This is a genomic window from Pseudomonas paracarnis (genome assembly GCF_904063055.1).
GTDB lineage: Bacteria > Pseudomonadota > Gammaproteobacteria > Pseudomonadales > Pseudomonadaceae > Aquipseudomonas > Aquipseudomonas paracarnis.
Genome location: NZ_CAJFCN010000001.1, coordinates 402,276 through 428,291, shown reverse-complemented (window position 1 = coordinate 428,291; position 26,016 = coordinate 402,276). Strand labels below are relative to the sequence as shown.

Genomic DNA, 26,016 nt, shown 5'->3' with positions numbered 1-26,016 from the left:
CGCGAAAGTTCTGAAGACCCGTGCAGATCAAATGTGGGAGATGGCTTGCCTGCTCCCACATTTTGATCCGGTTTCGTCAGTTAAAGGATATTGGAGTAATCCGCCTCGATCCGGTCCAGGCTCAAGTGGTTGAGGAAGTTGGAGAAGCACATCCAGGCCGCCAGCGCGTTCATGTCGCGAAACTGCTCCGGCAGGTACTTGGGCGGCACCACCAGGCCTTCGTCGACCAACTGGCGCAGGGTACGCATGTCTTCAAGGGTGGTCTTGCCGCAGAACAGCAGCGGCACTTGCTCCAGCTTGCCTTTACGTACAGCGAGCTGGATGTAGTTGTAGACCATGATAAAGCCCTTGAGGTAGGACAAATCCTTGGTAAATGGCAGACCGGTGGGCACCGAACCACGGAATACCCGGCTGGCATTCCCATAGCTTTCGGCCATTTCAAAGCCTTGCTCGCGGAAGAACTCGAACACCTGCAGGAAGTCGGCACCCTCCTCCACCATATGGATGGCGCGTGTCCGGTTGGTGAGTTTGCGCAGGCGGCTGGGGTAGGAGGCAAACGTGATGATTTCCATCAGGATCGCCAGGCCTTCCTGGGTGACGGTGGACGACGGCGGGCCTTTGGACAGGAACGTGCAGATCGGCTGGTTCTGGCCGTTGAGGGTGGTGCCCACATGCACCAGGCCCTCATGCACTTCCAAAGCGCGCACGTCGCGGTCGTTGAACATCGCGTCGGCGCGGATCTTGATGTAGTCAGCGCCCGCCGCTGCGTCGGCGACAATGCCATCGGACTCGAATACGCGGATGGTCTCCTCCGCTTCGCCAAACACTTTGTTCAGACGGGTTTGCAGCAGGCTGACCGCATCTTTGGCGGTGAGGGTCTTGGCTTCGTCCTTGAGGTCACCCCGGCCATCAATGTTGTTCAGGTAATCGGAGAGCATCAGACCAAGGTCGGCCAGGGTCGGGTCGCCAGCGTGGAACGCATCGGAGGCGGCGCCGTACAGCTCTTGGGAAATCAGACCGAAGTCCTCGGTGCCGCGCGCTTCAAGCATGCGCACCACCATGCGGTATTCGCGGCACATGCGCCGCATGATCTGCCCCACCGGGCTGAATTGTCCAAGGCGACGGGTGATGTCGCGCTCGATGTTCTGGAATTCCAGCTTCACCGCGCTGGAGTCGAACGACAGCGGTCGGTTCAGGTAGTAATCACGGTCTACGGCAGGCATCGCGTTGCCCTTGGCCTTGAGAAATCCCTGGCGAATGTTTTCGTCCCATTTCACCGCATCGAGAACGCGGATCGGTGTTTGCGCCAGCACAATGCGATCGGACAAGGTGCGTATCGTCTGCTGGTAATCGTCCACCCGGTGCTTCCTCTTTAAACGTTATTGGCCCACGCGCAGGTAGCGCACGGCTTCAGCAGCAAGCCCAGCTCCCCCAAAGCAGATTGCGCACAGGGCTAGACCGAGGCCAATACCAGGTGCATGTAACGCTTGAGAATTTCAAGCATCTCATCACCGGTCAGAGGCTCTGCGCCGCCCAACAGGCCCTGATATTCCATCCGACTGATGATAGCCGTCAACACCTTGGCATCCTGCTGCGGCTCACGGGAGCCCAATACCTGGAAAAACTGCCCGGTACCCTGCAACAGGATCTGTTGATGGGAGCGTACCAGTTCGGCCAGCCGCGGGTTCAATAGGGCTTCCTGGCGAAAAGCCTGCTCAGCCATCAGGTATTCGCGCCGGTTGGTCAGCTGGCGCAGTACATAGTCAGCGGTCAGGCGCGCGATATCATCGGCCAGTTGCGAGCGCGACTCCGGACTGCCATCGCCATAGGCGACCATCTCGCGCAACAGGCCTTCGTTGCGCACCCACAGTTTGCCCATGAAAGCGGCGCTGCGTTCCACGTACTGGGCGAAGGTATCGGTGAGCAGGTCGTCGATGTCTTTGAAGTAATAGGTGGTGGCCGACAGCGGCACCCCCGCCTCTGCCGCCACTGCCCGGTGACGTACGGCCCGCACGCCATCGCGCACGACGATACGCATGGCCGCATCGAGAATGTCTTGCCGGCGTTGCTCGCTGCCCCGTCGGCTGGCCTTGCGGCCCTGGTACTGAACGCTTTCAGCCACGGCAGCAGCAATGCCGGCGGCACCTTCTTGAGCTATTACGCGGTTCACCACACTTCTTCCTTTAGAGGTGACGCGGAGCGTCACAGGGTGCATTCCCACGCGGAGCGTGGGAACGATCACTGACGAGCACCACTTGAACAGGTCACATAAAAAAGCCGCCTTATAAAAGGCGGCTTCGGATTTCGCTACGGTTACGCTTGCGGCCGCATGTGCGGGAACAGGATCACGTCGCGGATCGACGGCGAGTTGGTCAACAACATCACCAGACGGTCAATGCCGATACCCTCACCGGCAGTCGGCGGCATGCCGTACTCCAGGGCCCGAACGAAGTCGGCGTCGTAGTGCATGGCTTCGTCATCACCGGCGTCCTTGTCGGCCACCTGGGCCATGAAGCGCTCGGCCTGGTCTTCCGCGTCGTTAAGCTCGGAATAGGCGTTGGCGATTTCGCGGCCACCGATGAACAGCTCGAAACGGTCGGTGACGTTGGGGTTGTCGTCGTTGCGACGGGCCAGCGGCGACACTTCGAACGGGTACTGGGTAATGAAGTGCGGCTGCTCCAGCTTGTGCTCCACCAGTTCTTCGAAAATCATCACCTGCAGCTTGCCCAGGCCTTCGAAGCCCAGCACCTTGGCGCCGGCTTTCTTGGCAATGGCACGGGCCTTGTCGATGTCGTTGAGGTCGTCAGCGGTCAGCTCGGGGTTGTACTTGAGGATCGAGTCGAACACCGACAGGCGCACGAATGGCTCGCCGAAGTGGAACACCTTGTCGCCGTACGGCACGTCAGTGCTGCCCAGCACCAGCTGTGCCAGCTCGCGGAACAGTTCTTCGGTCAGGTCCATGTTGTCTTCGTAGTCGGCGTAGGCCTGGTAGAACTCCAACATGGTGAATTCAGGGTTGTGACGGGTCGAGACGCCTTCGTTACGGAAGTTGCGGTTGATCTCGAACACCTTTTCAAAGCCGCCCACCACCAAGCGCTTGAGGTACAGCTCCGGCGCGATACGCAGGAACATTTCCATGTCCAGCGCGTTGTGGTGGGTTTCGAACGGTTTGGCTGCGGCACCACCCGGGATGGTCTGCAGCATCGGCGTTTCCACTTCCAGGAAGTCACGCTGCATCAGGAAGCTGCGGATGTGAGCAATGACTTGCGAGCGTACGCGGAAGGTCTGGCGCACGTCTTCGTTGACGATCAGGTCAACGTAGCGCTGGCGATAGCGCTGTTCGGTGTCGGTCAGGCCGTGGTGTTTGTCTGGCAGCGGGCGCAGGGACTTGGTCAGCAGGCGCACATTGGTCATCTCGACGTACAGGTCGCCCTTGCCGGAACGGGCCAGGGTGCCTTCGGCGGCGATGATGTCGCCCATGTCCCAGGTTTTCACCGAGGCCAGGGTTTCTTCGGACAGGGTCTTGCGGTTGACGTAGACCTGGATGCGACCGGTCATGTCCTGGATCACCATGAACGAACCACGGTTGAGCATGATGCGACCTGCCACCTTGACCGGGATCGCAGCCTCTGCCAGTTCTTCCTTGGTCTTGTCCGCGTATTGCTTCTGCAAGGCATCGCAGTAGTTGTCGCGACGGAAGTCGTTGGGGAAGGCGTTACCCTTGGCGCGCTCGGCAGCAAGCTTTTCCTTGCGCAGGGCGATCAGGGAGTTTTCTTCCTGTTGCAGGGCTTGCGGGTCGAGTTGTTGGTCGCTCATGTCTTTAAATATTCCATCAGGTTCGTTGCCCCCAGCCTTCGGCGGGGGATCGCGGGCAAGCCCGCTCCCACAGAGGGTATTAGAGGCCGGATTTCAGGCTGGCTTCCAGGTATTCGTCGATATCGCCGTCGAGTACCTTGTCGCAGTCGCTGCGTTCGATGTTAGTGCGCAGATCCTTGATCCGCGAGGCATCGAGCACGTACGAACGGATCTGGTGGCCCCAGCCGATATCCGACTTGGTGTCTTCCAGCGCCTGGGAAGCGGCGTTGCGCTTCTGCATTTCCTGCTCGTACAACTTGGCCCGCAGCATTTTCATGGCGGTGTCCTTGTTGGCATGCTGGGAACGTTCGTTCTGGCAGCTGACCACGGTGTTGGTCGGTACGTGGGTAATACGTACGGCCGAGTCGGTGGTGTTTACGTGCTGACCACCGGCGCCGGAGGAACGGTAGGTGTCGATCCGCAGGTCGGCCGGGTTGATCTCGATTTCCACTTTGTCGTCGATCTCTGGCGAGACGAACACCGCAGAGAATGAGGTGTGGCGACGATTGCCGGAGTCGAACGGGCTCTTGCGCACCAGGCGGTGCACGCCGATCTCGGTGCGCAGCCAGCCAAAGGCGTATTCGCCCTTGATGTGCACGGTCGCGCCCTTGATACCGGCCACTTCACCGGCGGACAGTTCCATGATGGTCGCGTCGAAACCGCGTTTGTCGGCCCAGCGCAGGTACATGCGCAGCAGGATGTTGGCCCAGTCCTGGGCCTCGGTGCCACCGGAACCGGCCTGGATATCCAGATAGGCGTTGTTCGGGTCCATTTCATGGCTGAACATGCGGCGGAATTCAAGCTTGGCGAGGTTTTCCTCGAGACGGGCCAGCTCGGCGACAACATCGCCCACTGCGCCTTCGTCGTTTTCTTCGACGGCCATGTCCAGCAGGTCGCGGCAATCACCCAGGCCGGTGTTCAGTTCGTCGAGGGTATCGACGATCTGTGCCAGCGCAGCGCGCTCGCGCCCCAGTTCCTGGGCGTACTCAGGTTTGTTCCAGACACTCGGATCTTCAAGCTCGCGATTGACCTCGGTCAGACGCTCATGCTTTTGATCGTAGTCAAAGATACCCCCGAATAGTTTCGGAGCGCTCGGACAGGTCCTTGATGGTGTTAAGGATCGGGTTGATTTCCATGGCGGGCAGCACTCGTTGGCGAACTTTTGAAAGCCGGCGAGTATAACGGCAAACGGCTGCGAACGGCAGTCCGCTTGGCCGAAAAGGCGGTGGTTTGTACAGGATCCATAGCCAGATAGCGATCAAATGTGGGAGCTGGCTTACCTGCTCCCACAGAGGCGCCCGGCGCTTGGGATTATTCGATGCCCACCTGATTACGCCCATTATTCTTGGCCGTGTATAACCCCTTGTCCGCCGCCATGATCAACTGCCGACAATCGGTACCCTGGACAGGCGTCAACGTCGACAGCCCAATACTGATGGTCAGGCTGGCACCTTCAGCCGGGGCGATGTGCGGGATTTTCAACGCCGCTACCGCCATGCGCAGCTTTTCCGCGACCAGGCGTGCGCCGCCCGGTGAGGTGTTGGGCAGGACCAGCGCGAACTCCTCGCCGCCGTAGCGCGCCGGCAAATCCGAAGGGCGGCTGCTGGCTTCACGGATGGTGTTGGCGACTTTGCGCAGGGCTTCGTCGCCCTCGACGTGGCCGAAGCTGTCGTTGAAGGTCTTGAAGAAATCCACGTCGATCATCAGCAGCGACAGTTGGGTCTGGTCGCGCATGGCGCGGCGCCATTCCAACTCCAGGTATTCGTCGAAGTGGCGGCGGTTGGACAGCCCGGTCAGGCCATCGGAGTTCATCAGGCGTTGCAGCACCAGGTTGGTGTCCAGCAACTGTTGCTGGCTGACGCGCAACGCGCGGTAGGCCGCGTCGCGCTGCAACAGGGTCATGTAGGAGCGCGAGTGGTAGCGGATGCGCGCCACCAACTCGATGTTGTCCGGTAGCTTGACCAGGTAATCGTTGGCCCCGGCCGCAAAGGCCGCGCTCTTGATCAGCGGGTCTTCTTTGGTGGACAGCACGATGATCGGAATATTCGCGGTGGCCGGGTGATTGCGGTATTCGCGCACCAGAGTGAGGCCGTCCAGGCCCGGCATCACCAGGTCCTGCAAGATCACCGTGGGCTTGATGCGGATCGCCTGGGCAATCGCCTGGTGCGGGTCGGCACAAAAGTGGAAGTCGATGTTTTCTTCATGGGCCAGGCCACGCCGCACGGCTTCACCGATCATGGCCTGGTCGTCGACCAGCAACACCATGGCGGCGTTTTCGTCGGTCTTGAAGTCGTCGAGCTGTAAATCATTCATGTGCAGTCACCTGAATTACTACCTGCAAGCCAGCACGGCGGGAGATTTTTGTTCATTTTGCAAAGACCTCCAGCAATCGGGGCGCAATTCTATCCAGTGGGCGAATTTCAACAGCGGCATCAATCGCCGCCGCCGCTTTGGGCATGCCATACACCGCCGAACTCTGTTGGTCCTGGGCGATGGTCAAATATCCTTGTTCCCGCATCAGCTTGAGGCCCTGGGCGCCGTCGCGCCCCATGCCCGTGAGCAAGACACCGACGGCGTCACCGTTCCAGTGGCTGGCGACGCTTTCGAAAAACACGTCGATCGATGGCCGGTAAATCTCGTTCACCGGCTCTGCGGTATAGGCTAGCGTGCCATTTTTCAACAAGCGAATATGGTGGTTGGTGCCGGCCAGCAATACCACGCCGGGTTGAGGCGGCTCGCCTTCACAGGCCAGGCGCACCGGCAGGCCGGAAGCGCTGCTCAGCCACTCGGCCATGCCAGCGGCAAACACCTGGTCCACATGCTGCACTAGCACGATGGCGGCAGGGAAATCCCGGGGCAACCCCTTGAGCAGAACTTCCAGGGCCGCCGGCCCACCGGCCGAAGAACCAATCGCCACCAGCCGTTGACGCTTGCCGGTGACCCGCTGCGGCGGGGTTTCGGCACGCACCCGCGTGCCGCGCTGGCCGATCAGCCAGCCAATATTGAGGATCTTGCGCAACAGGGGCGCCGCCGCATCCTTGGGGTTGCCCACGCCCAGTGCCGGGGTGTCCACCACATCCAGGGCGCCGTGGCCCATGGCTTCGAATACACGGCTGACGTTGGCCTGGCGGTCAACGGTGACGATCACGATCGGGCATGGCGTGTCGGCCATGATCTGGCGGGTAGCTTCCACGCCGTCCATCACCGGCATGATCAAGTCCATCAGGATCAGGTCCGGGGTCAGCTCGGCGCAACGCTGCACCGCTTCCAGGCCATTGCTGGCTACCCACACCACCTCGTGGGCGGGCTCGTAACTCAAGGCACGGCGCAAGGCCTCTACGGCCAGGGGCATGTCATTGACGATCGCAATCCTCATGCCCGGGCGCCTCCAATCAGTTCAACCACGGCGTCGAGCAAGGCGTCGTCATGGAAACTGGCTTTGGCTAGATAATAGTCGGCCCCGGCGTCGAGGCCACGGCGGCGGTCTTCTTCACGATCCTTGTAGGAAACCACCATCACCGGCAATGATTGCAGGCGACTGTCACGGCGCAAAAGTGTGACCAATTCAATACCGTCCATGCGAGGCATATCAATATCCGTGATAAGCAGGTCGAAGTCCTCGGAGCGCAATGCGTTCCAGCCATCCATGCCATCGACCGCCACGGCAACTTCATAACCCCGGTTGAGTAACAATTTGCGTTGCAGCTCGCGCACCGTCAGTGAGTCGTCCACCACCAGCACGCGCTTGCGCGGCGCTTCGGTGGCCTGCTGGTTGCGCCGGGCGATGCGCTCCAGGCGGCCGGTATTGAGCAGCTTGTCCACTGAACGCAGCATGTCTTCGACATCGACGATCAACACCACCGAGCCGTCATCGAGCAAGGCCCCGGCAGAAATGTCCTGGACCTTGCCCAGGCGATCATCCAGCGGCAACACCACCAACGTGCGCTCGCCGATAAAGCGCTCCACGGCAATCCCGTACACGGCATCGCGTTCGCGGATCACCACCACTTTCAAGGTATCTGAAGGGGTCTGCCCCGGCGGGCGCTGCAGCAACTGACTGGCGGCAACCAGGCCGACGTGTCGGCCTTCATGCCAGAAGTGCTGGCGGCCTTCCAACTGCACGATGTCGTCGGGGGCCAGGTCGCACATGCGTTCGATATGCGCCAGGGGAAACGCATAGGCTTCTTCGCCGACTTCCACCACCAGGCTGCGCACCACCGACAGGGTCAGCGGCACCTCAAGATGGAAGCGACTGCCCTGCCCCGCCGTCTGTTCCAGCACCACTGCGCCGCGCAACTGGCGAACCATATGCTGCACCGCGTCCAAGCCCACACCGCGCCCGGACACTTCGGTGACTTTGTCCCGCAGGCTGAACCCCGGCAGGAACAGGAAGGTCAGTAGCTCCTCTTCGCTCAGGCGCAGAGCCGTTTCCACCGGAGACAAATTCCGGTCGACAATAGTGCCGCGCAGGCGCTCGAGGTCGACACCGTTGCCGTCATCGCTCAATTCCAGCACCAGCAACCCGGCCTGATGGGACGCGCGCAGGCGAATCAAGCCCTCCGCCGGCTTGCCCGCCAGCACGCGCTGCTCAGGGGTTTCGATGCCGTGGTCGACGGCATTGCGCAATAAATGGGTGAGCGGCGCTTCGAGTTTTTCCAGCACGTCACGGTCGACCTGGGTCTTTTCGCCTTCAATCTCCAGGCGCACTTGCTTGCCCAGGCTGCGACCGAGGTCACGCACCATACGCACCTGCCCGGCCAGCACATCGGCAAACGGCCGCATGCGGCAGGCCAACGCGGTGTCGTAGAGCACCTGGGCGCGCTGGCCGGCCTGCCAGCCGAACTCATCCAGCTCGGCGTTTTTTTCCGCCAGCAGGGCCTGAGCTTCACTCAGCAGGCGACGGGTATCGGCCAGGGCTTCCTGGGCTTCCAGGTTCAGATCCAGGGATTTTAGCTGGCCATCCAGGGCATCCAGTGCACGCAAGCTGTTGCTCTGAATGCGCTTGAGGCGTTGCAGGCTGGCCAGGTACGGCTTGAGCCGCTGGGTTTCCACCAGGGATTTGCTGGACAAGTCCAACAGGCTGTTCAAGCGCTCGGCCGTCACCCGCAGCACGCGCTCGCCGCCTTCAGTCATGCGTTTGCTCTGGCGCGGCGCTTCACTGCTGACCGGCGCGGGCTCCAGCTCGGGCTCCAGCAGCAATGCGTCAACCCGCGTGGGGATGGGCTCGGGATTTGGCACGGGCGTGGCAATCGGCTGCGAGGGATCGAGCAAGCGCTCCATCAGCGCTACGTACGCCTCGATATCCGCCGGCCCCACGTCATTGCCCGGCGTGGCGATTCGCATCAGCAGGTCGGTGCCTTGCAGCAACGCGTCGATATGTTCAGGTTGCAGGTACAGGCGGCCTTCCTGGGCACTGACCAGGCAGTCTTCCATGACGTGGGCCACGCTGACCCCGGCATCCACGCCGACAATCCGCGCCGCCCCTTTAAGTGAATGCGCGGCGCGCATGCAGGCTTCGAGCTGGTCGGCCTGGGTCGGGTTGCGTTCCAGCGCCAGCAGGCCCGCGCTCAACACCTGGGTCTGCGCATCGGCTTCCAGGCTGAACAGTTCCAACAGCGAGGCATCGCGCATCTGGTCGGGGGTCATGCGAGGCTCCGGGTCACGGCGGACAACAATTGCGCTTCGTCCAGCCAGCGCAGACTGCGGCCTTTCCACTGCAACACGCCTTGGGTGTAGCGTGCGCTGGCCTGGGTGCCGGACACCGACGCAGCGTTCAAGGTGCGCTCATCAATGGCGTGGATGCCGTCTACTTCATCTACCGGTACGACGACCGGGCCGTCCTGGGCAGCGATGATCAGCATGCGCGGCATGATCCGCCCGCCGCTGGCGCCGGCACTGGTGCTGTCCAGGCCCAGCAGTTCCACCAACGACAGGCACGCCACCAGCGCCCCGCGTACGTTGGCCACGCCCAGCAGCGCTCGGGAGCGCTGGTGCGGCAGCGAGTGGATCGGCTGCAACGGCGCCACTTCCACCAGGCAACGGGTGGCGATACCGAGCCATTCTTCGCCGAGGCGGAACATCAACAGCGAACGGGTGACCACATCGCTATCCGCTTCGGCAGCTGCCTGCGCGTGATGGTCGTCTTGTTGCAGTGCGTAGCGGTCGAGCAGGCGTGTGGCGGCGGCGGAATACACCAAGCAATTGCGGCAGTGGATATGCTCGGCCAACAGCGGGCAGGACTTGTCGCCATGAATACCGATGCGGTTCCAACAGTCGTCAATGGCTTGGGTATCGGTCAGCGTCAGGTCCAGGCCTGCGGTGTCGAGCGCGTCAGGGCTACTCATCGTTTGGTCTCACTGTCAGCTCGCTCGCTACGGGCGGCGCGTGCCTGAAGACGACGCGCGCCGACACTGTCACCCTGGGACTCGAGCAACGCGGCCAGGTGCATCAGGGCCTGGGGATGCTGCGGTTCCAGATACAGAGCTTTTCGGTAATACCCCTGGGCCTCCAGGGCACTGCCAGCCACATCGCTGAGCAGCCCCAACCAGTAAAACACCTGGGCGGCCGGCGGGTGACTGCTCAAATACCGCTCGCAGGCCGCTCGGGCCTCGGCACTTTTGCCCTCGTTGGCCAGGGTTGCGATCTGGCTGAGCAAATCCCCGGCATCGGTAGGCATCACTTTGACCGGTGGCACGTTGGGGCTGACGGTGCTGAACGGCCGCGGCTTGAGCGGTATCGGCGCCGCCCTGCGCTGCGGTAGCGGCGCGGGCGTCGGTTTGACCACAGGTGCAACCGGCGGGGCCGGTTCTACATGCCGACTGAAGGCAAAGGACTGCGGCACACCGATGGAGCGCATGCCGTGACGCCCCAGCAGGCTGCCCTCGGCCGGGCCGATAAACAGCACACCGTCCACGTGAGTCAATGCCTTGAGCACATCAAAGACCTGTTTCTGGGTCGGCTGGTCGAAGTAGATCAGCAAGTTGCGGCAGAATACAAAATCGTAGGTCGGCTCGTTCGCCAGCAGTGCCGGGTCCAGCAAGTTGCCGACTTGCAGGCGCACTTGTTCACGCACCCGGTCGGCGATGCGGTAACCGCCTGCGTCTTCAGTGAAGTGGCGGTCGCGAAACTCAAGATCGGCGCCGCGAAACGAGTTCTTGCCATACACGCCCCGCCGCGCGCGCTCCACCGACAGCGGGCTGACGTCCATGCCTTGCACTTTGAACTGGTGGGGCGCCAACCCCGCATCGAGCAAGGCCATGGCAATCGAATAGGGCTCTTCGCCGGTCGAACACGGCAGGCTGAGAATACGCAGGGCGCGCATCTGGTTGATCTCGGCCAAGCGTGCCTGGGCCAGGCGAGCCAGGGTTGCAAAGGATTCGGGATAGCGGAAAAACCAGGTCTCGGGGACGATCACCGCTTCGATCAGCGCCTGCTGCTCGTCATGGGAGGTTTGCAGGTGTTGCCAGTAAGCCTCCGCCGACGGCGACTGGGACGACTGGCAGCGCTGGCGCACCGCGCGCTCGATGATCGCCTCGCCCACCGAAGCGACGTCCAGGCCGATGCGTTCTTTCAAGAACGCGAAAAACCGCGGGTCATTGCTCATAGGCTCAACTCGGCGGAAAACAGCAAGGCACGCACTGGCGCGGTCAACAGATCCGCGACGCCAATCCACTGCATCAAGCCCTGTGCGTCCTCGCGCACCGGCCCCAGGTATGGCGCCTGCTGATTGTCCAGGCCATAGGGCTGAAATTCGGCGGGGTCGCAACGCAGGGTGTCGGTGGCCTGTTCCAGGATCAGCCCTAGCCAACGCGCCTCACTCCAAGGCTGCGGCTGATAATTGACCAACACCAGGCGCGTACTGGTACGCGCCTGGGCCGAAGTGCCGAACGTCAGGGCGCTCAAGTCGATGACCGGCACCAGCGCCCCACGATGGGCGAAGATACCCGCCACCCATAAGGGCGCTTGGGCGATAGGTTTAAGCGCCAGGCGCGGCAGCACCTCGGCCACTTCCGTGGCCTTGAGGGCAAAGCGTTCGTTGCCGATGCGAAACACCAGAAACAATGCCTTTTTCGCTGCCGGGACGGCACCGCGTTTAGCCGCGAGCTCACTCATCAGACTTTGAAACGCGAGACGCCGCTGCGCAGACCGACCGCAACCTGGCTCAGTTCATCAATGGCAAAGCTGGCCTGGCGCAGGGATTCGACGGTCTGGCTGCTGGCATCGCCCAATTGCACCAGCGCATGGTTGATCTGCTCGGCGCCGGTGGCCTGGGCCTGCATGCCTTCGTTGACCATCAACACCCGCGGCGCCAGGGCCTGTACCTGATGGATGATCTGCGACAGTTGCTCGCCCACTTGCTGCACCTCCGACATGCCACGGCGCACCTCCTCGGAGAACTTGTCCATGCCCATCACCCCCGCCGACACCGCCGACTGGATTTCACGCACCATCTGCTCGATGTCGTAGGTCGCCACAGCGGTCTGGTCGGCCAGGCGGCGCACTTCGGTGGCAACCACGGCAAAGCCGCGCCCGTACTCACCGGCTTTCTCAGCCTCGATGGCCGCATTCAGGGACAACAGGTTGGTCTGGTCGGCCACCTTGACGATGGTCACCACCACTTGGTTGATATTGCCGGCCTTCTCATTGAGGATCGCCAGCTTGGCGTTGACCAGGTCGGCGGCGCCCATCACCGAGTGCATGGTTTCTTCCATGCGGGCCAGGCCCTGCTGGCCGGAACCGGCAGCCACCGAGGCCTGGTCGGCGGCGGTGGACACTTCGGTCATGGTGCGGACCAAGTCCTTGGACGTGGCGGCAATCTCGCGGGAAGTGGCGCCGATTTCGGTGGTGGTGGCTGCGGTTTCTGTCGCGGTCGCCTGTTGCTGCTTGGAGGTCGCGGCAATCTCGGTGACCGAGGTGGTGACCTGCACCGATGAACGCTGCGCCTGGGACACCAGGGCAGTCAGCTCGGTCATCATGTCGTTGAAGCCGGTTTCAACCGCGTTGAATTCGTCCTTGCGCTCCAGGTTCAGGCGCTTGCTCAGGTCACCGGTGCGCATGACTTCGAGGATTTGAACGATGCGCTGCATCGGCGCCATGATCGCGCGCATCAGCAACAGGCCACACAGCGCGGCGGCGAGAATCGCCAGCAACAGCGAGACGCCCATGCTGATCTTCGCGGCCGCTACCGCATCATCGATGGCGGCGGTGGCGTTGTCGGCGACCTGCTTGTTCTCATTGATAATGTCATTGAGCTTCATGCGGCCTGCTGTCCAGGCGGGGGTCAGTTGCTCGTTGAACAACCTCAGTGCTTCGGCGGCGTTATTGCTCTGATGGGCCGCCAAAACCTGGGCGAGAATCTGGTTGTAGCTCTGGTGCAGTTTTTCGAAGGCATCGAATTCGGTGCGATCCTGGGTGATATTGATCGTCCCCGCGTAGCTGGCCATATGCTGCTCAAGCCGAGCTTCGAAAGACTTGTAATCCTGTTTGTCGGTTTCGGAAATGCCCTGGTTCTCGTGGATTCCGACCAACTCCTGGGTTTGCAGGTAGCTGTCGACCCAGGCGCTGCGAATCATCGAGCTGAAAAACACCCCGGGCACCGCATCGTCCCGCACTGAGTTTTCGCTGATTTCGATTTTCAGCAAGCGCGAATACGAGACCACGACCATCAGCAGCATGATCGCGATAATTACCGCAAAGCTCGCCAAAATCCTTTGGCGCAGGGTCCAGTTCTTCACAGTAATTCCTCGCAGGGCCATTCAAATGGAGGGGAGTATAGCTGAGCGGCTGCGCGCTTTTATCAAGGCTTTTGATGTGCAGTGCACAGAATGCAAAAGTGGGAGCGGGCTTGCTCGCGGATGCGGTGAGTCAGCCAGAAATAGAGTGACTGGTCTACCGCATTCGCGAGCAAGCCCGCTCCCACATTTTTGATTGGCGTGCGGCCTTGTTTATGCGTTAAGCCGTACTTGTTTTTCCAACTCAAGCTTCAAGCCGGGCTCAAGTTTCAGTTGGCGGGCCAGTTCGTCCAGGTAGGCTTTTTCCATGAAGTTTTCTTCGTCCACCAGCATCACGCTGGCGATGTACATTTCGGCGGCCATTTCCGGGGTGCTGGCGGCGCGGGCGACGTCGGTGGGGTCCAGGGGTTTGTTGAGTTCGGCGTGCAGCCAGTGTTGCAACTCCTGATCGTTGTCCAGCTTGGTAAACTCGCCTTCGATCAAGGCACGCTCGCGCTCATCCACATGGCCGTCAGCCTTGGCCGCGGCCACCAATGCCTTGAGAATGCCTTGGCTGTGTTGTTCGACCTGGGCCGCTGGCAGGCGGTCGATGGTTTGCGGCTCGCCTTGGGGCGCGCTGGCTTGCTGGGCTTGCCAGTTGCCGTAAGCCTTGTAGGCAATCACACCCAGTGCGGCCAGACCGCCGTAGGTGAGCGCTTTGCCACCGAATTTACGCGCCTTCTTGTTGCCCAGCAGCAAGCCCATGGCTCCCGCCGCCAGGGCCCCGCCGCCTGCACCGCCGAGCATGCTGCCGAGCCCGCCACCGCTGAGCAAGCCGCCGAGGGCGCCCTTGTCATTGGATTTGCGTTGGCCGCCGGCCTTTTTTTGCAACATGTCCTGGCCAGACTTGAGCAACTGATCGAGCAATCCACGGGTATTCATTCGTAGCCTCCAGACACTTGGGTTCGTAGGACCAATAGGCCTTCAGCGTAAAACTAAGTGCCAAAAAGCCGCGATCTAGAGTGCTTCCAGATGTAACGTTCTACTGCGATGCTGGAAATGTCTTGTTGCATATGCAACGCCATCATCCCGCCATCAATCAATTTTCCTTGTTCATCGAACCGCTTAAGCTATCCGGCGTCTGTTTATTGTCCGTTGCGTTTGGCCGAAGGCATGTCCGAACCGTTATTTCTGATCCGCTACGTGCCAGGAACGGCGCGGGATTTGCTCACGACAGGTTGTCTCTATGCACCGCAGGAATTTGCTCAAAGCATCCATGGCCATTGCGGCTTACACCGGTTTGTCGGCCAGTGGCCTGCTGGCCGCGCAGGCCTGGGCCGGGAATCGGGCTGCCGATGGCAAGGCCGTGGCGTTCGATTTCGAATCGCTCAAGGCCCAGGCCAAGCAATTGGCCACCCGTGGCTACCAGGACACTAAGCAGGTGCTGCCGCCGACCCTGGCTACCATGACCCCGCAGAATTTCAACGCCATCGGCTATGACCGTAACCATTCGCTGTGGAAAGAGTTGAACGGCCAACTGGACGTGCAGTTCTTCCACGTCGGCATGGGCTTCAAGACGCCGGTGCGCATGCACAGCGTCGACCCCAAGACCCGTGAAGCCCGCGAAGTGCATTTTCGCCCGTCGTTGTTCAACTATGAAAAAACCACGGTGGACACCCAGCAATTGACCGGCGACCTGGGTTTCTCCGGTTTCAAGCTGTTCAAGGCACCGGAGCTGGACCGCCATGACGTGCTGTCGTTTCTGGGCGCCAGCTACTTCCGTGCGGTGGATTCCACCGGCCAGTACGGCCTCTCGGCGCGTGGCCTGGCGATTGATACCTACGCGAAAAAACGCGAGGAGTTCCCCGATTTCACGCAGTTCTGGTTCGAAACCCCGGACAAGAACGCCACGCGTTTTGTGGTCTACGCCCTGCTCGACTCGCCAAGCGCCACTGGCGCCTACCGCTTCGATATCGACTGCCAGGCCAACCAAGTGGTGATGGCGATCGACGCGCACATCAATGCGCGCACGGCCATCGAACAACTGGGCATCGCGCCCATGACCAGTATGTTCAGCTGCGGCACCCATGAGCGCCGCATGTGCGACACCATCCACCCGCAAATCCACGACTCGGACCGCCTGGCCATGTGGCGCGGCAACGGCGAGTGGATCTGCCGCCCCCTGAACAACCCGGCCAAGTTGCAATTCAACGCGTTCGCCGACACCAACCCCAAAGGCTTCGGCCTGGTGCAGACCGACCATGAGTTCGCCAGCTACCAGGACACCGTCGACTGGTACAGCAAACGCCCAAGCCTGTGGGTTGAACCGACCACGGCCTGGGGCGAAGGCTCCATCGACTTGCTGGAAATCCCCACCACTGGCGAAACCCTGGACAATATCGTGGCCTTCTGGACCCCGAAAAAGCCTGTGGCCGCCGGTGATTCGCTCAACTACGGCTACAAGCTGTACTGGAGCGCACTGCCGCCAGTGAGCACGCCGCTGGCACAGGTCGATGCGACCCGTTCCGGCATGGGCGGCTTTACCGAAGGCTGGGCACCCGGCGAGCATTATCCGAAGGTATGGGCGCGGCGTTTCGCCGTGGACTTCAAGGGCGGCGGCCTGGATCGCTTGCCAGCGGGCACCGGCATCGAACCCGTGGTGACCTGTTCCCATGGTGAGGTGAAGGACTTCAGCGTGCTGGTGCTGGACAACATCAAGGGCTACCGCATCCTGTTCGACTGGTACCCCACCAGCGACAGCGTGGAACCCGTCGAATTGCGCCTGTTTATACGAACCCAGGACCGCACCCTCAGTGAAACCTGGCTGTATCAGTACTTCCCACCTGCCCCAGAGCAACGCAAATACACCTGATGCCACACTGCACGATCATTCCCACGCAATAACGTGGGAATGATCGGATTTGGCTCAGAATCGCGACACGCTTTTCATCGCGCCAATCAGATAGCGCATCGCCACCTGATCGCTCTCGGTCAGCGCCCGGTATTGCACCAGCAACTCCATCTCATCTGAACTCAACCTTCGACCCCGCAAGGACATCCGGCGACTCAGAAAAGACGCCACCGCACCCGCTACGCCATAGGACTTGGCCATGGACCGCTACTCCTGATATCAGTCAAACACTCCTGGTGCCCATTTCCCAACTCCCGGGAAGCGCAACGGCTTCGCGGACCAACCGCCTGTCTCCCTGGGCCAGGAGTCGGGCTTACCCTTAGCGTAGAAACTATCTCACCATTCGTGGGATTTTTTTAGAGTATTAACTTAAAAAAATAACGTCGGTAATAAAAGCCTACAGCCATTACTCACGCAGGGGTCGATACAGGTGGATGTCTAGCGGTTCTTGCGCATAAAGCTCAGCGTGGGGTTGCTGCAACAAATGGCAACCATGGCGCAGGTAAAAGTCCACGGTGTTACGCGACTCCGTCGCCGAGATATAGAGCGCTTGGACCCCCACTTGCCGGCCGTGCTCACAAGCCAGCGCCAACAACCGACCGCCCAGGCCAGTACCGCGGGCACTATGGCTGACATGCAGGAATTTCAACTGCCGCATCAGCAAGCCCTGGTGATGGAAGGACCGATTGTCCACCACCACTGCGGCGACCAGCACCGGGCCGTCGAATACGCCCCACAACCACCCGCCGCGCTGGAGGCAGGCACGCAGCGCCACCGCATCCTGTTCAGCCTCGCCTTCGGGCCAGCCGCGCATATCATGATGTGTGGCATACAACACCAGTTCGCCGCAGTCCATGCGATAGCACGCCGGGATCAGCTCCGTACGATCGATGGTTGCCAGCAAAGGGATATCGTCTTCGGTTAACGCGCGTTCCACCAGCATAAGCTTCTCCTGCTTAACAACCGCCAAGGATCAGCCTTCCTATAAACGCGAGCAAGAAAAAACCCACCGTGTCAGGGTGGGTCCGGTAGGGCCGTGTGCAGGATCAATCGCGCAGATCCGACTCATGAATCGGCTGGTCGCGGTGGGTGGCCCGTTGGTATTGCGCGGGCCAGATGGCCTTGCGCCCACCCAGATCATCGTCGGCATGCAAAGGCCAGTACGGGTCGCGCAGCAGTTCCCGGGCCAGGAAGATGATGTCGGCCTGGCAAGTGCGCAGGATATGCTCGGCCTGGGCCGGTTCGGTAATCATGCCAACCGTGCCGGTGGCCATGCCCGACTCCTTGCGCACTCGCTCGGCGAAGCGCGTCTGATAGCCGGGGCCGGTGGGAATCTCGGCATTGGCAGCGGTGCCGCCAGAGGACACGTCGATCAAGTCAACGCCCAAGTCTTTCAGGCGGCGCGCCAACTCCACGGTTTCATCCGGGTTCCAACCATCTTCCACCCAGTCGGTGGCCGACACGCGCACAAACAGCGGCAGCTCCTCTGGCCACACGGCACGCACGGCCCTGGTCACTTCCAGCACCAGGCGAATGCGGTTTTCGAAGGAGCCGCCATAGTGGTCCTGACGCTGGTTGCTGATCGGCGAGAGGAACTGGTGCAGCAGATACCCGTGGGCGGCGTGGATTTCCACCACCTCAAAGCCTGCGGTCAAGGCGCGCTTGGCGGCGGCGACAAAGTCAGCGATCACTTGCTGGATCTGCCCTTCGTCCAGTGGCTTGGGCTGGGTGTGATTGGGGTCGAAGGCAATCGGCGAGGGCCCCACCGGCACCCAGCCGCCCTCCTCCGGCTTGACGCTACCGTGTTTGCCGATCCATGGCCGATGGGTGCTGGCCTTGCGCCCGGCATGGGCCAGCTGGATCCCAGCCACCGCGCCCTGGGCCGCGATAAAACGGGTGATGCGCCGCAACGGTTCGATCTGGGCGTCGTTCCACAGGCCCAGGTCCTGGGCGGTGATACGGCCATCGGCGGTCACCGCCGTGGCCTCGGTAAAAATCAGCCCGGCGCCACCCACGGCCCGGCTGCCGAGATGCACCAGGTGCCAGTCATTGGCCAGGCCATCGTCGCTGGAGTATTGGCACATGGGTGAAACCGCGATGCGGTTGAGCAGGGTCAATTGGCGCAGGGTATAAGGTTCGAGCAGCTGACTCATGGCGCACCTCTTCTGGGCTTCATAGGCATTTTTGTAGGAGCGAGCTCGCTCCTACCAGCCTAGTCGACAACCATCGTTTGCACAGGGTTCAGAAGGAAAGCGGGAGCCGATTGCCGGCTCCCGGTAGGCAGCGCCTTACATCTCGACCTGGGTACCCAGCTCGATCACACGGTTGACCGGCAGTTTGAAGAACCGCAGGTTGCCGTTGGCGTTTTTCAACATGAAGGCAAACAACACTTCGCGCCAACGGGCCATGCCTTTGATGCGCGAGGCAATCACCGTTTCACGGCTGAGGAAGTAAGTAGTGCGCATCGGGCTGAAGTCCAGGTCATCCAGATGGCACAGTTTCAGCGCTTCAGGCACATCCGGCTCATCGGTGAACCCGAAGTGCAGGATCACGCGGAAGAAGCCTTCGCCGTAGGCATCCACCTCGAAGCGTCGCGCCGCTGGCACCCGTGGAATGTCTTCGTAAACCACGGTCAACAGTACCACCTGCTCATGCAGCACCTGGTTATGCAACAGGTTATGCAATAGAGCATGGGGCACGGCGTCGGGCCGCGCGGTGAGGAACACTGCCGTACCCTGAACGCGATGGGGCGGCTGTACGCGGATGCTGCTGATGAAGATCGGCAACGGCAGGCCACCCTCGTCGAGACGGCCGACGAGCAATTGCTTGCCGCGCTTCCAGGTGGTCATCAGCACAAACAGCACGATCCCCGCCAGTACCGGGAAGGCGCCGCCCTGGAGGATCTTCGGCGCGTTGGCTGCGAAGAACAGGCCATCCACCAACAGGCAGCAGAGCAACAGCGGCACGGCCAGCACCGGTGGCCATTTCCACAGCAGCAGCATCACCGCCGACACCAGGATGGTGGTCATCAGCATGGTGCCCGTCACAGCTACGCCGTAGGCCGAGGCCAGGGCACCGGAGGATTCGAAGCCTAGGACCAGCAGGATCACACCGACCATCAACGACCAGTTCACCGCACCGATGTAGATCTGGCCCTGTTCGGCACTGGAGGTGTGCTGGATATGCATGCGCGGGATGTAACCCAACTGGATCGCCTGGCGGGTCAACGAAAACGCGCCGGAAATCACCGCCTGGGAAGCAATCACCGTGGCCATGGTGGACAAGCCCACCAACGGGACCAGGGCCCAGCTCGGCGCCAGCAGGTAGAACGGGTTGCGCGCCGCCTCCGGATCGCCCAGCAGCATCGCGCCCTGGCCAAAATAGTTGAGCACCAGCGCCGGCAGCACCAGCAGGAACCAGGCGCGGGCGATGGGTTTGCGGCCGAAGTGGCCCATGTCGGCGTACAACGCTTCAGCGCCGGTCAATGCCAGCACCACCGCGCCGAGGATCGCCACGCCAATACCGGGGTGAACCATGAAGAAGCGCACACCCCATGCCGGGTTCAGTGCATTGAGCACTTCGGGTTGCTGCAGGATGCCGTACACCCCCAGGCCGCCCAACACCAGGAACCAGGTCACCATCACCGGGCCAAACAGCTTGCCGATGCGGTCGGTGCCGTGTTTCTGGATCAGGAACAGCGCCACCAGCACCACCAGGGCAATGGGCACCACCCATTTTTCCAGGCCGTCGAACGCCAGTTCCAAGCCTTCGATGGCCGACAACACCGAAATTGCCGGGGTGATCATGCTGTCGCCGTAGAACAACGCCGCGCCACACAGGCCACACACCACCAGGAAACTGCGCAATTTCGTGTGCTTGCCGGCAGCTCGCCGGGCCAACGCGGTGAGGGCCATGATGCCGCCCTCGCCCTGGTTGTCGGCACGCAGCACGAACAGCACGTACTTGATCGACACCACCCAGATCAGCGACCAGAAGATCAGCGCAAGGATCCCCAAGACACCGTCATGGTTGACCTGCACCCCATAACCGCCGTTGAACACCTCTTTAAGGGTGTAGAGCGGGCTGGTCCCGATATCGCCATAAACCACCCCGACCGCCGCCACTAGCATGCCAATCGGCTTGGCTTTTGAATGCTCGGCACCTGCTGCCTGACTACTTGCCTGACCCATCAACCACTCCTGCCCTTTGACCTGAGGTCTTTTATAAACAGCGCTTCTAAGCTGACCCTAGCATGCGCTGTTTTACTTCTCGTAACAGACGTTTTATTGACCCAAGGGCTTTACCCGTGCGCAACGGCGCGAAGCATAGCGCAGCACTCGTCGTATTTCCCCGTTCAAGTGAACGGGGTGTCGTTTTAGGCAATCAGTCATAGCGGGCACAGCAGCACTTTGGCGCCTTTTTGCCTGCATTGATCACATTTACGGCCAACCGTATATTCCTGCCCCGGCTCAGTCGTGCTGCCTGGGTGGTGTGAGCAGGAGCGCCTTGGCCGGATTACCTGATCAGTCAATCGTGCATTCGCAGGGCGCGCAGTCGATATAAAAACTCAACTATCGGACTGTATCTTTTAAGGTACACTCCTCATGTACGAAGTGAAACACGTACTGTCAATCAACGGCGTGGATATCTTCCAGGCTTGGCTGGATACAGTGCAGGACACGCGTTCGAAAGCAAGAATCACCACCAGAGTGGATCGAGCGTCCCTTGGTCACTTTGGCGTTACCGAGCCAGTGGGTGATGGGGTCTTTGAGATGAAGCTCGATTTCGGCTCGGGGTTTCGCGTGTATTACGCCGTCCAGGATCGAAAAATCATTTTCCTATTGGGCGGTGGTTCGAAGGCCAGACAGCAGAACGATATCGATCAGGCCAAGGCTCTCTGGAAATCTTACAAGGTGCAGCAAAAATGACCATTCGTACCCGCCCGCACGAAGATAGCGTTCTGGAAATGCTTCGCAACGACGAAGCATTCGCCCTCGAATATTTATCTGTCGCGCTTGAGGAAATAGATGAAGCCGGTGGCGAGGACGCTTTCCTTGTCGCTATCCGTCGAGTGGCGGAAGCCCGTGGTGGGATGCTCAGCTTGTCGCAGAACACAGGACTCAATAGAGCAAACCTCTACAGGTCCATCGGCGTCGGCGGCGATCCTAAGCTCTCCACTTTGCTTAAAGTCCTCCAGGCGTTAGGTGTGGGCATGTCTAAAGTGGTATCGCACCGAACCGAACAAGACATCCGGGCTTAAGCGCGCGCCAGTGGCTATGGGGATGACCCGGCGCAGCACTCGTCGCATTTCCCTGCATAAAGCTGGTCAAGTGCGTTGCCCACCGATAGAATTGCGCACTTTTTGATCAGAGGCGCACCAAGCGCCCATCCGTTGCCTTGTCGTGCACGACCGGCAGCGTCATTCAATACCGAGGTTAGACATGTCCACCACCATCGCAAAAGCCAACCCCAAGGTTGGCTTTGTTTCCCTGGGTTGCCCGAAGGCGCTTGTCGACTCCGAGCGCATCCTCACGCAATTGCGTATGGAAGGCTACGACGTCGTGTCCACTTACCAGGACGCCGATGTGGTGGTGGTCAACACCTGCGGCTTCATCGACTCGGCCAAGGCCGAATCCCTGGAAGTGATCGGCGAAGCCATCAAGGAAAACGGCAAGGTCATCGTGACCGGCTGCATGGGGGTGGAAGAAGGCAATATCCGCAACGTGCACCCGAGTGTGCTGGCGGTGACCGGTCCGCAGCAGTACGAGCAAGTGGTCAACGCTGTGCACGAGGTGGTGCCGCCACGCCAGGATCACAACCCGCTGATCGACCTGGTGCCGCCTCAAGGCATCAAGCTGACCCCACGCCACTACGCGTATCTGAAGATTTCCGAAGGCTGCAACCACAGCTGCAGCTTCTGCATCATCCCGTCGATGCGCGGCAAACTGGTAAGCCGCCCGGTGGGTGATGTGCTCGACGAGGCCCAGCGCCTGGTCAAGTCTGGCGTCAAGGAGCTGCTGGTGATCTCCCAGGACACCAGCGCCTACGGCGTCGATGTGAAATACCGCACCGGTTTCTGGAACGGCGCGCCGGTGAAAACCCGCATGACCGAGCTGTGCGAAGCCCTCAGCAGCCTGGGCGTGTGGGTGCGCCTGCACTATGTTTACCCTTACCCGCACGTGGACGAGTTGATCCCGTTGATGGCCGCCGGCAAGATCCTGCCGTACCTGGACATCCCGTTCCAGCACGCCAGCCCGAAAGTGCTCAAGGCGATGAAACGTCCGGCGTTTGAAGACAAGACCCTGGCACGCATCAAGAACTGGCGCGAGATCTGCCCGGAGCTGATCATCCGCTCCACCTTCATCGTCGGTTTCCCCGGCGAGACCGAGGAAGACTTCCAGTACCTGCTGGACTGGCTGACCGAAGCGCAGCTGGACCGCGTCGGTTGCTTCCAGTACTCGCCGGTGGAAGGTGCTCCGGCCAACCTGCTGGACCTGGCCGTGGTGCCGGACGACGTCAAGCAAGACCGTTGGGAGCGCTTCATGGCGCACCAGCAGGCGATCAGCTCGGCACGCCTGCAACTGCGCATCGGCAAGGAAATCGAAGTGCTGATCGATGAAGTCGACGAGCAAGGCGCGGTGGGTCGTTGCTTCTTCGACGCCCCTGAAATTGACGGTAACGTGTTTATCGACGATGCCAGCGGCCTGAAGCCGGGTGACAAAGTGTGGTGCACCGTGACCGACGCCGACGAGTACGACTTGTGGGCTGAAAAGCGCGACTGATCGCACGGTGATAAAAAAGCCTCGCCTCTGAGAAGATGCGGGGCTTTTTTAGGTCTATCGTATTGTCCATCAACCCCGAATACAGCAAGGGACAGCGGGTATGCGTCAGCATTCGGTGATTCACACACCTAAAACCAGCGACTACGCACGCCTGGTGCAGATCTGGGAGGACTCGGTACGCGCCACCCACGACTTCCTCCCGGACAGCTATATCGACATGTTGAAAAACCTGGTGCTGAGCCGCTATCTCGATGCGGTCATGCTGATCTGCACCAAGGACGTGCGCCAGCACATTACCGGCTTCGCCGGGGTGTCGGCGGGCAAGGTGGAAATGCTGTTTATCGACCCGCGCTACCGTGGCCAGGGGCTGGGCCGGCAATTGCTGGGCTACGCGATCGAACACATGAACGCCGATGAACTGGACGTCAACGAACAGAACCCCCAGGCCCTGGGTTTTTACCTCAAGCAAGGCTTCGAGGTAATCGGGCGAACAGAACATGATGGGCTTGGGCAGCCTTATCCATTGCTGCACCTGCGTCTGCGCCAGCAGCAACAGGCCCGTAATGCATGAACTGTGGGAGCTGGCTTGCCCGCGAAGGCGTCGGGTCAGTCTACCCATCCGGTGCTGGTATACCGCCTTCGCAGGCAAGCCAGCTCCCACATTTGGCCCGTGTTGCGTCAGTTAAGTAATTGTTATGGCCCATGGGCTGAAATGGGGCCGGGATTAACCGGCGCCAGGCAGGTACAATAGTGGCCCCCTTTTGTTACGGCCCTTGTCATGACTGACCCCATACGCCTCTCCAAACGCCTTATCGAACTGGTCGGTTGCTCCCGTCGGGAGGCTGAGCTGTTTATCGAAGGCGGCTGGGTCTCGGTGGACGGCGAAGTGATCGACGAGCCGCAGTTCAAGGTCACTGACGAGAAGGTCGAGCTGGACCCGGAAGCTAAAGCCACCGCGCCAGAGCCGGTGACCATCCTGATGCACGCCCCCGCAGGCATGGATGCTGAAACCGCCATGGCCTCGATCAGCGCCGAAACCCTCTCTGAAGAACACCGCTTCGGCAAGCGTCCGCTCAAGGGGCATTTCCTGCGCCTGAGCGCCAGCGCCGACCTGCAAGCTAAGGCCAGTGGCCTGCTAGTGTTCACCCAAGACTGGAAGATTCTGCGCAAGTTGACCGCCGATGCCGCCAAGATCGAGCAGGAATACGTGGTGGAAGTCGAAGGCGACATGGTTGCCCACGGCCTTAACCGCCTGAACCACGGCCTGACCTACAAAGGCAAAGAGCTGCCTGCCGTCAAAGCCAGCTGGCAGAACGAGAACCGCCTGCGCTTTGCGCTGAAAAACCCGCAACCCGGCGTGATCGCGCTGTTCTGCGAAGCCGTTGGCCTGAAAGTCATCGCCATCCGCCGCATCCGCATCGGCGGCGTGTCCATTGGCAAGGTGCCAGTGGGCCAATGGCGTTACCTGTCCGGCAAAGAAAAGTTTTAAGCCGTTCCCTTTTCCCGACACCGCCTGATTCCGGCGGTGTCATCAGTTGAATACCAGGATTGCCCACCATGATTCACAACGACGTACTGCGCAGCGTGCGCTACATGCTCGACATCAGCGACAACAAGATGGTCGAGATCATCAAGCTCGGCGGCATGGACGTGACCAAGGAAGACCTGCTGACCTACCTCAAGAAAGATGAGGAAGAAGGCTTTGTGTTCTGCCCGGATGAAGTCATGGCCCACTTTCTCGATGGTCTGGTAATCTTCAAGCGCGGCAAGGACGAAAGCCGCCCGCCGCAACCAATCGAAACCCCGGTGACCAACAACATCATCCTGAAAAAGCTGCGTGTGGCCTTCGAACTGAAGGAAGACGACATGCATGCAATCCTCAAGGCGGCGGAGTTCCCGGTGTCCAAGCCAGAGCTGAGCGCGCTGTTCCGTAAGTTTGGTCATACCAACTACCGCACCTGTGGCGATCAGTTGCTGCGTAACTTCCTCAAGGGCCTGACCTTGCGGGTCCGTGCCTAAGCCCATGAGTTACCAGGTCTCGCCCGTCGGCTTCGTACGCTCCTGTTTCAAGGAGAAGTTCGCCATCCCGCGCCAACCGCAACTGGCACCGGCTGCCCGTGGCGTGCTGGAGCTGGTGGCGCCGTTCGACCAGGGTGAGGCGGTGCAGGGGCTGGAGCAGGTCAGCCATGTGTGGCTGCTGTTTCTGTTTCATCAGGCACTGGAAGACAAGCCACGCCTGAAAGTGCGCCCGCCACGCCTGGGCGGCAATACGTCCATGGGTGTGTTTGCCACCCGCGCAACCCATCGTCCCAATGGCATCGGCCAGTCGGTGGTGAAGCTGGACAAGGTGGAACCGGGGCGGTTGTGGATATCGGGCATAGATTTGCTCGATGGCACGCCGGTGCTGGATATCAAGCCGTATGTGCCGTATGCCGATATCGTGGATGCGGCCACCAACGGCATCGCCAGCAATGCGCCCGCGCTGATCGGCGTGCAATGGCTCAAGGCTGCACTGCAACAGGCGCAAGGCCATGCACAGCGCCTTGGTGAACCGTTGGTGGAGTTGATTGAACAGTGTCTGGCACAGGATCCGCGGCCGGCGTATCAGGTTCCTACCTCAGAACGGGAATACGGTGTGCGGTTCTGGGATGTGGATGTGCGCTGGCACTACCCGGAGCCGGGGATGATTTGTGTGCTGGAAGTGGTTTCGGCTAAATAGGGCGAAAACCAAATGTGGGAGCTGGCTTGCCTGCGATGC

The 26,016-nt window shown here is 60.8% G+C and carries 24 protein-coding genes; 8 read left to right on the top strand and 16 right to left on the bottom strand.

Going from position 1 to position 26,016, the window contains the following annotated elements:
• Positions 1 to 80: 80 nt before the first annotated feature.
• The 12 genes from JMV15_RS01905 to JMV15_RS01850 all read right to left on the bottom strand — a co-directional run bounded on the left by JMV15_RS01905 (position 81) and on the right by JMV15_RS01850 (position 14,507).
• Positions 81 to 1,358, bottom strand: coding sequence for a flavohemoglobin expression-modulating QEGLA motif protein (locus JMV15_RS01905; RefSeq protein ID WP_102666024.1), 1,278 nt, complete (start codon positions 1,356 to 1,358; stop codon positions 81 to 83).
• A 95-nt stretch (positions 1,359 to 1,453) separates the two neighbouring features.
• Positions 1,454 to 2,170 carry a TetR/AcrR family transcriptional regulator gene (locus JMV15_RS01900; protein WP_014717200.1) on the bottom strand — a complete coding sequence of 239 codons (717 nt, stop codon included), beginning with the start codon at positions 2,168 to 2,170 and terminating at the stop codon, positions 1,454 to 1,456.
• A 143-nt stretch (positions 2,171 to 2,313) separates the two neighbouring features.
• The gene (gene lysS / locus JMV15_RS01895) at positions 2,314 to 3,816 is read right to left on the bottom strand and encodes a lysine--tRNA ligase (protein WP_003189082.1); all 1,503 of its coding nucleotides are present in this window, start codon (positions 3,814 to 3,816) and stop codon (positions 2,314 to 2,316) included.
• Positions 3,817 to 3,895: 79 nt separating this feature from the next.
• Positions 3,896 to 4,991, bottom strand: a protein-coding gene (gene prfB / locus JMV15_RS01890) for a peptide chain release factor 2 (RefSeq protein ID WP_096001736.1) whose coding sequence is annotated in 2 segments (ribosomal slippage) — positions 3,896 to 4,918 and positions 4,920 to 4,991 — 1,095 coding nt in all. Because the reading frame shifts where the segments join, the coding sequence is not laid out codon by codon here.
• 175 nt (positions 4,992 to 5,166) lie between these two features.
• On the bottom strand, positions 5,167 to 6,168 hold the full coding sequence (locus JMV15_RS01885; protein ID WP_014717198.1) for a response regulator: 1,002 nt from the start codon (positions 6,166 to 6,168) through the stop codon (positions 5,167 to 5,169).
• A gap of 52 nt (positions 6,169 to 6,220) precedes the next feature.
• On the bottom strand, positions 6,221 to 7,231 hold the full coding sequence (gene cheB, locus JMV15_RS01880; RefSeq protein WP_003189079.1) for a chemotaxis response regulator protein-glutamate methylesterase: 1,011 nt from the start codon (positions 7,229 to 7,231) through the stop codon (positions 6,221 to 6,223).
• Entirely contained in the window at positions 7,228 to 9,501 is a 2,274-nt protein-coding gene (locus tag JMV15_RS01875; protein ID WP_014717197.1) for a hybrid sensor histidine kinase/response regulator, read from the bottom strand. The genes cheB and JMV15_RS01875 overlap by 4 nt, the downstream gene beginning before the upstream one ends.
• Positions 9,498 to 10,199: a chemotaxis protein CheW gene (locus JMV15_RS01870; RefSeq protein WP_201491241.1), complete on the bottom strand. Its 702-nt coding sequence runs from the start codon at positions 10,197 to 10,199 to the stop codon at positions 9,498 to 9,500. The genes JMV15_RS01875 and JMV15_RS01870 overlap by 4 nt, the downstream gene beginning before the upstream one ends.
• Positions 10,196 to 11,458, bottom strand: a complete 1,263-nt coding sequence (locus JMV15_RS01865) for a CheR family methyltransferase (RefSeq protein WP_201491240.1) — start codon at positions 11,456 to 11,458, stop codon at positions 10,196 to 10,198. Before JMV15_RS01865 ends, JMV15_RS01870 begins: the two co-directional genes overlap by 4 nt.
• On the bottom strand, positions 11,455 to 11,967 hold the full coding sequence (locus JMV15_RS01860) for a chemotaxis protein CheW (protein WP_014717194.1): 513 nt from the start codon (positions 11,965 to 11,967) through the stop codon (positions 11,455 to 11,457). Before JMV15_RS01860 ends, JMV15_RS01865 begins: the two co-directional genes overlap by 4 nt.
• Entirely contained in the window at positions 11,967 to 13,589 is a 1,623-nt protein-coding gene (locus tag JMV15_RS01855; protein WP_014717193.1) for a methyl-accepting chemotaxis protein, read from the bottom strand. Before JMV15_RS01855 ends, JMV15_RS01860 begins: the two co-directional genes overlap by 1 nt.
• Before the next feature lie 210 nt (positions 13,590 to 13,799).
• Positions 13,800 to 14,507 carry a tellurite resistance TerB family protein gene (locus JMV15_RS01850; RefSeq protein ID WP_060767079.1) on the bottom strand — a complete coding sequence of 236 codons (708 nt, stop codon included), beginning with the start codon at positions 14,505 to 14,507 and terminating at the stop codon, positions 13,800 to 13,802.
• Between the two features lie 304 nt (positions 14,508 to 14,811).
• Here JMV15_RS01850 and JMV15_RS01845 point away from each other — a divergent pair, with 304 nt between their 5' ends.
• Entirely contained in the window at positions 14,812 to 16,437 is a 1,626-nt protein-coding gene (locus tag JMV15_RS01845) for a glucan biosynthesis protein D (RefSeq protein ID WP_054897106.1), read from the top strand.
• Positions 16,438 to 16,491: 54 nt separating this feature from the next.
• On the opposite strand, the gene JMV15_RS01840 is transcribed toward JMV15_RS01845, so the two are convergent.
• The 4 genes from JMV15_RS01840 to JMV15_RS01825 form a co-directional block, all read right to left on the bottom strand.
• The gene (locus JMV15_RS01840) at positions 16,492 to 16,677 is read right to left on the bottom strand and encodes a hypothetical protein (protein ID WP_014717190.1); all 186 of its coding nucleotides are present in this window, start codon (positions 16,675 to 16,677) and stop codon (positions 16,492 to 16,494) included.
• 205 nt (positions 16,678 to 16,882) lie between these two features.
• Complete coding sequence (locus JMV15_RS01835) at positions 16,883 to 17,419, bottom strand: GNAT family N-acetyltransferase (protein WP_201491239.1); 537 nt, start codon at positions 17,417 to 17,419, stop codon at positions 16,883 to 16,885.
• 103 nt (positions 17,420 to 17,522) lie between these two features.
• Positions 17,523 to 18,629 (bottom strand): NADH:flavin oxidoreductase/NADH oxidase, encoded by a 1,107-nt coding sequence (locus JMV15_RS01830; RefSeq protein ID WP_130174751.1) that lies wholly within the window; start codon positions 18,627 to 18,629, stop codon positions 17,523 to 17,525.
• A 135-nt stretch (positions 18,630 to 18,764) separates the two neighbouring features.
• Positions 18,765 to 20,666, bottom strand: a complete 1,902-nt coding sequence (locus tag JMV15_RS01825) for a potassium transporter Kup (protein ID WP_014717187.1) — start codon at positions 20,664 to 20,666, stop codon at positions 18,765 to 18,767.
• A gap of 414 nt (positions 20,667 to 21,080) precedes the next feature.
• On the opposite strand from JMV15_RS01825, the gene JMV15_RS01820 reads away from it, so the two are divergent.
• The 7 genes from JMV15_RS01820 to tsaA all read left to right on the top strand — a co-directional run bounded on the left by JMV15_RS01820 (position 21,081) and on the right by tsaA (position 25,977).
• On the top strand, positions 21,081 to 21,404 hold the full coding sequence (locus JMV15_RS01820) for a type II toxin-antitoxin system RelE/ParE family toxin (protein WP_102666028.1): 324 nt from the start codon (positions 21,081 to 21,083) through the stop codon (positions 21,402 to 21,404).
• Positions 21,401 to 21,736 (top strand): addiction module antidote protein, encoded by a 336-nt coding sequence (locus JMV15_RS01815; protein ID WP_014717185.1) that lies wholly within the window; start codon positions 21,401 to 21,403, stop codon positions 21,734 to 21,736. The genes JMV15_RS01820 and JMV15_RS01815 overlap by 4 nt, the downstream gene beginning before the upstream one ends.
• Positions 21,737 to 21,917: 181 nt before the next feature.
• Positions 21,918 to 23,258, top strand: a complete 1,341-nt coding sequence (gene rimO / locus JMV15_RS01810) for a 30S ribosomal protein S12 methylthiotransferase RimO (protein ID WP_003231334.1) — start codon at positions 21,918 to 21,920, stop codon at positions 23,256 to 23,258.
• Between the two features lie 100 nt (positions 23,259 to 23,358).
• On the top strand, positions 23,359 to 23,829 hold the full coding sequence (locus JMV15_RS01805; RefSeq protein ID WP_020301153.1) for a GNAT family N-acetyltransferase: 471 nt from the start codon (positions 23,359 to 23,361) through the stop codon (positions 23,827 to 23,829).
• Between the two features lie 207 nt (positions 23,830 to 24,036).
• Positions 24,037 to 24,747 carry an rRNA pseudouridine synthase gene (locus tag JMV15_RS01800; RefSeq protein ID WP_032903270.1) on the top strand — a complete coding sequence of 237 codons (711 nt, stop codon included), beginning with the start codon at positions 24,037 to 24,039 and terminating at the stop codon, positions 24,745 to 24,747.
• A 68-nt stretch (positions 24,748 to 24,815) separates the two neighbouring features.
• Positions 24,816 to 25,277 carry a YehS family protein gene (locus JMV15_RS01795; RefSeq protein ID WP_005785469.1) on the top strand — a complete coding sequence of 154 codons (462 nt, stop codon included), beginning with the start codon at positions 24,816 to 24,818 and terminating at the stop codon, positions 25,275 to 25,277.
• Between the two features lie 4 nt (positions 25,278 to 25,281).
• A complete protein-coding gene (tsaA, locus tag JMV15_RS01790) occupies positions 25,282 to 25,977 on the top strand; it encodes a tRNA (N6-threonylcarbamoyladenosine(37)-N6)-methyltransferase TrmO (protein ID WP_038449092.1) in 696 nt (231 codons plus the stop codon).
• Positions 25,978 to 26,016: the final 39 nt, after the last annotated feature.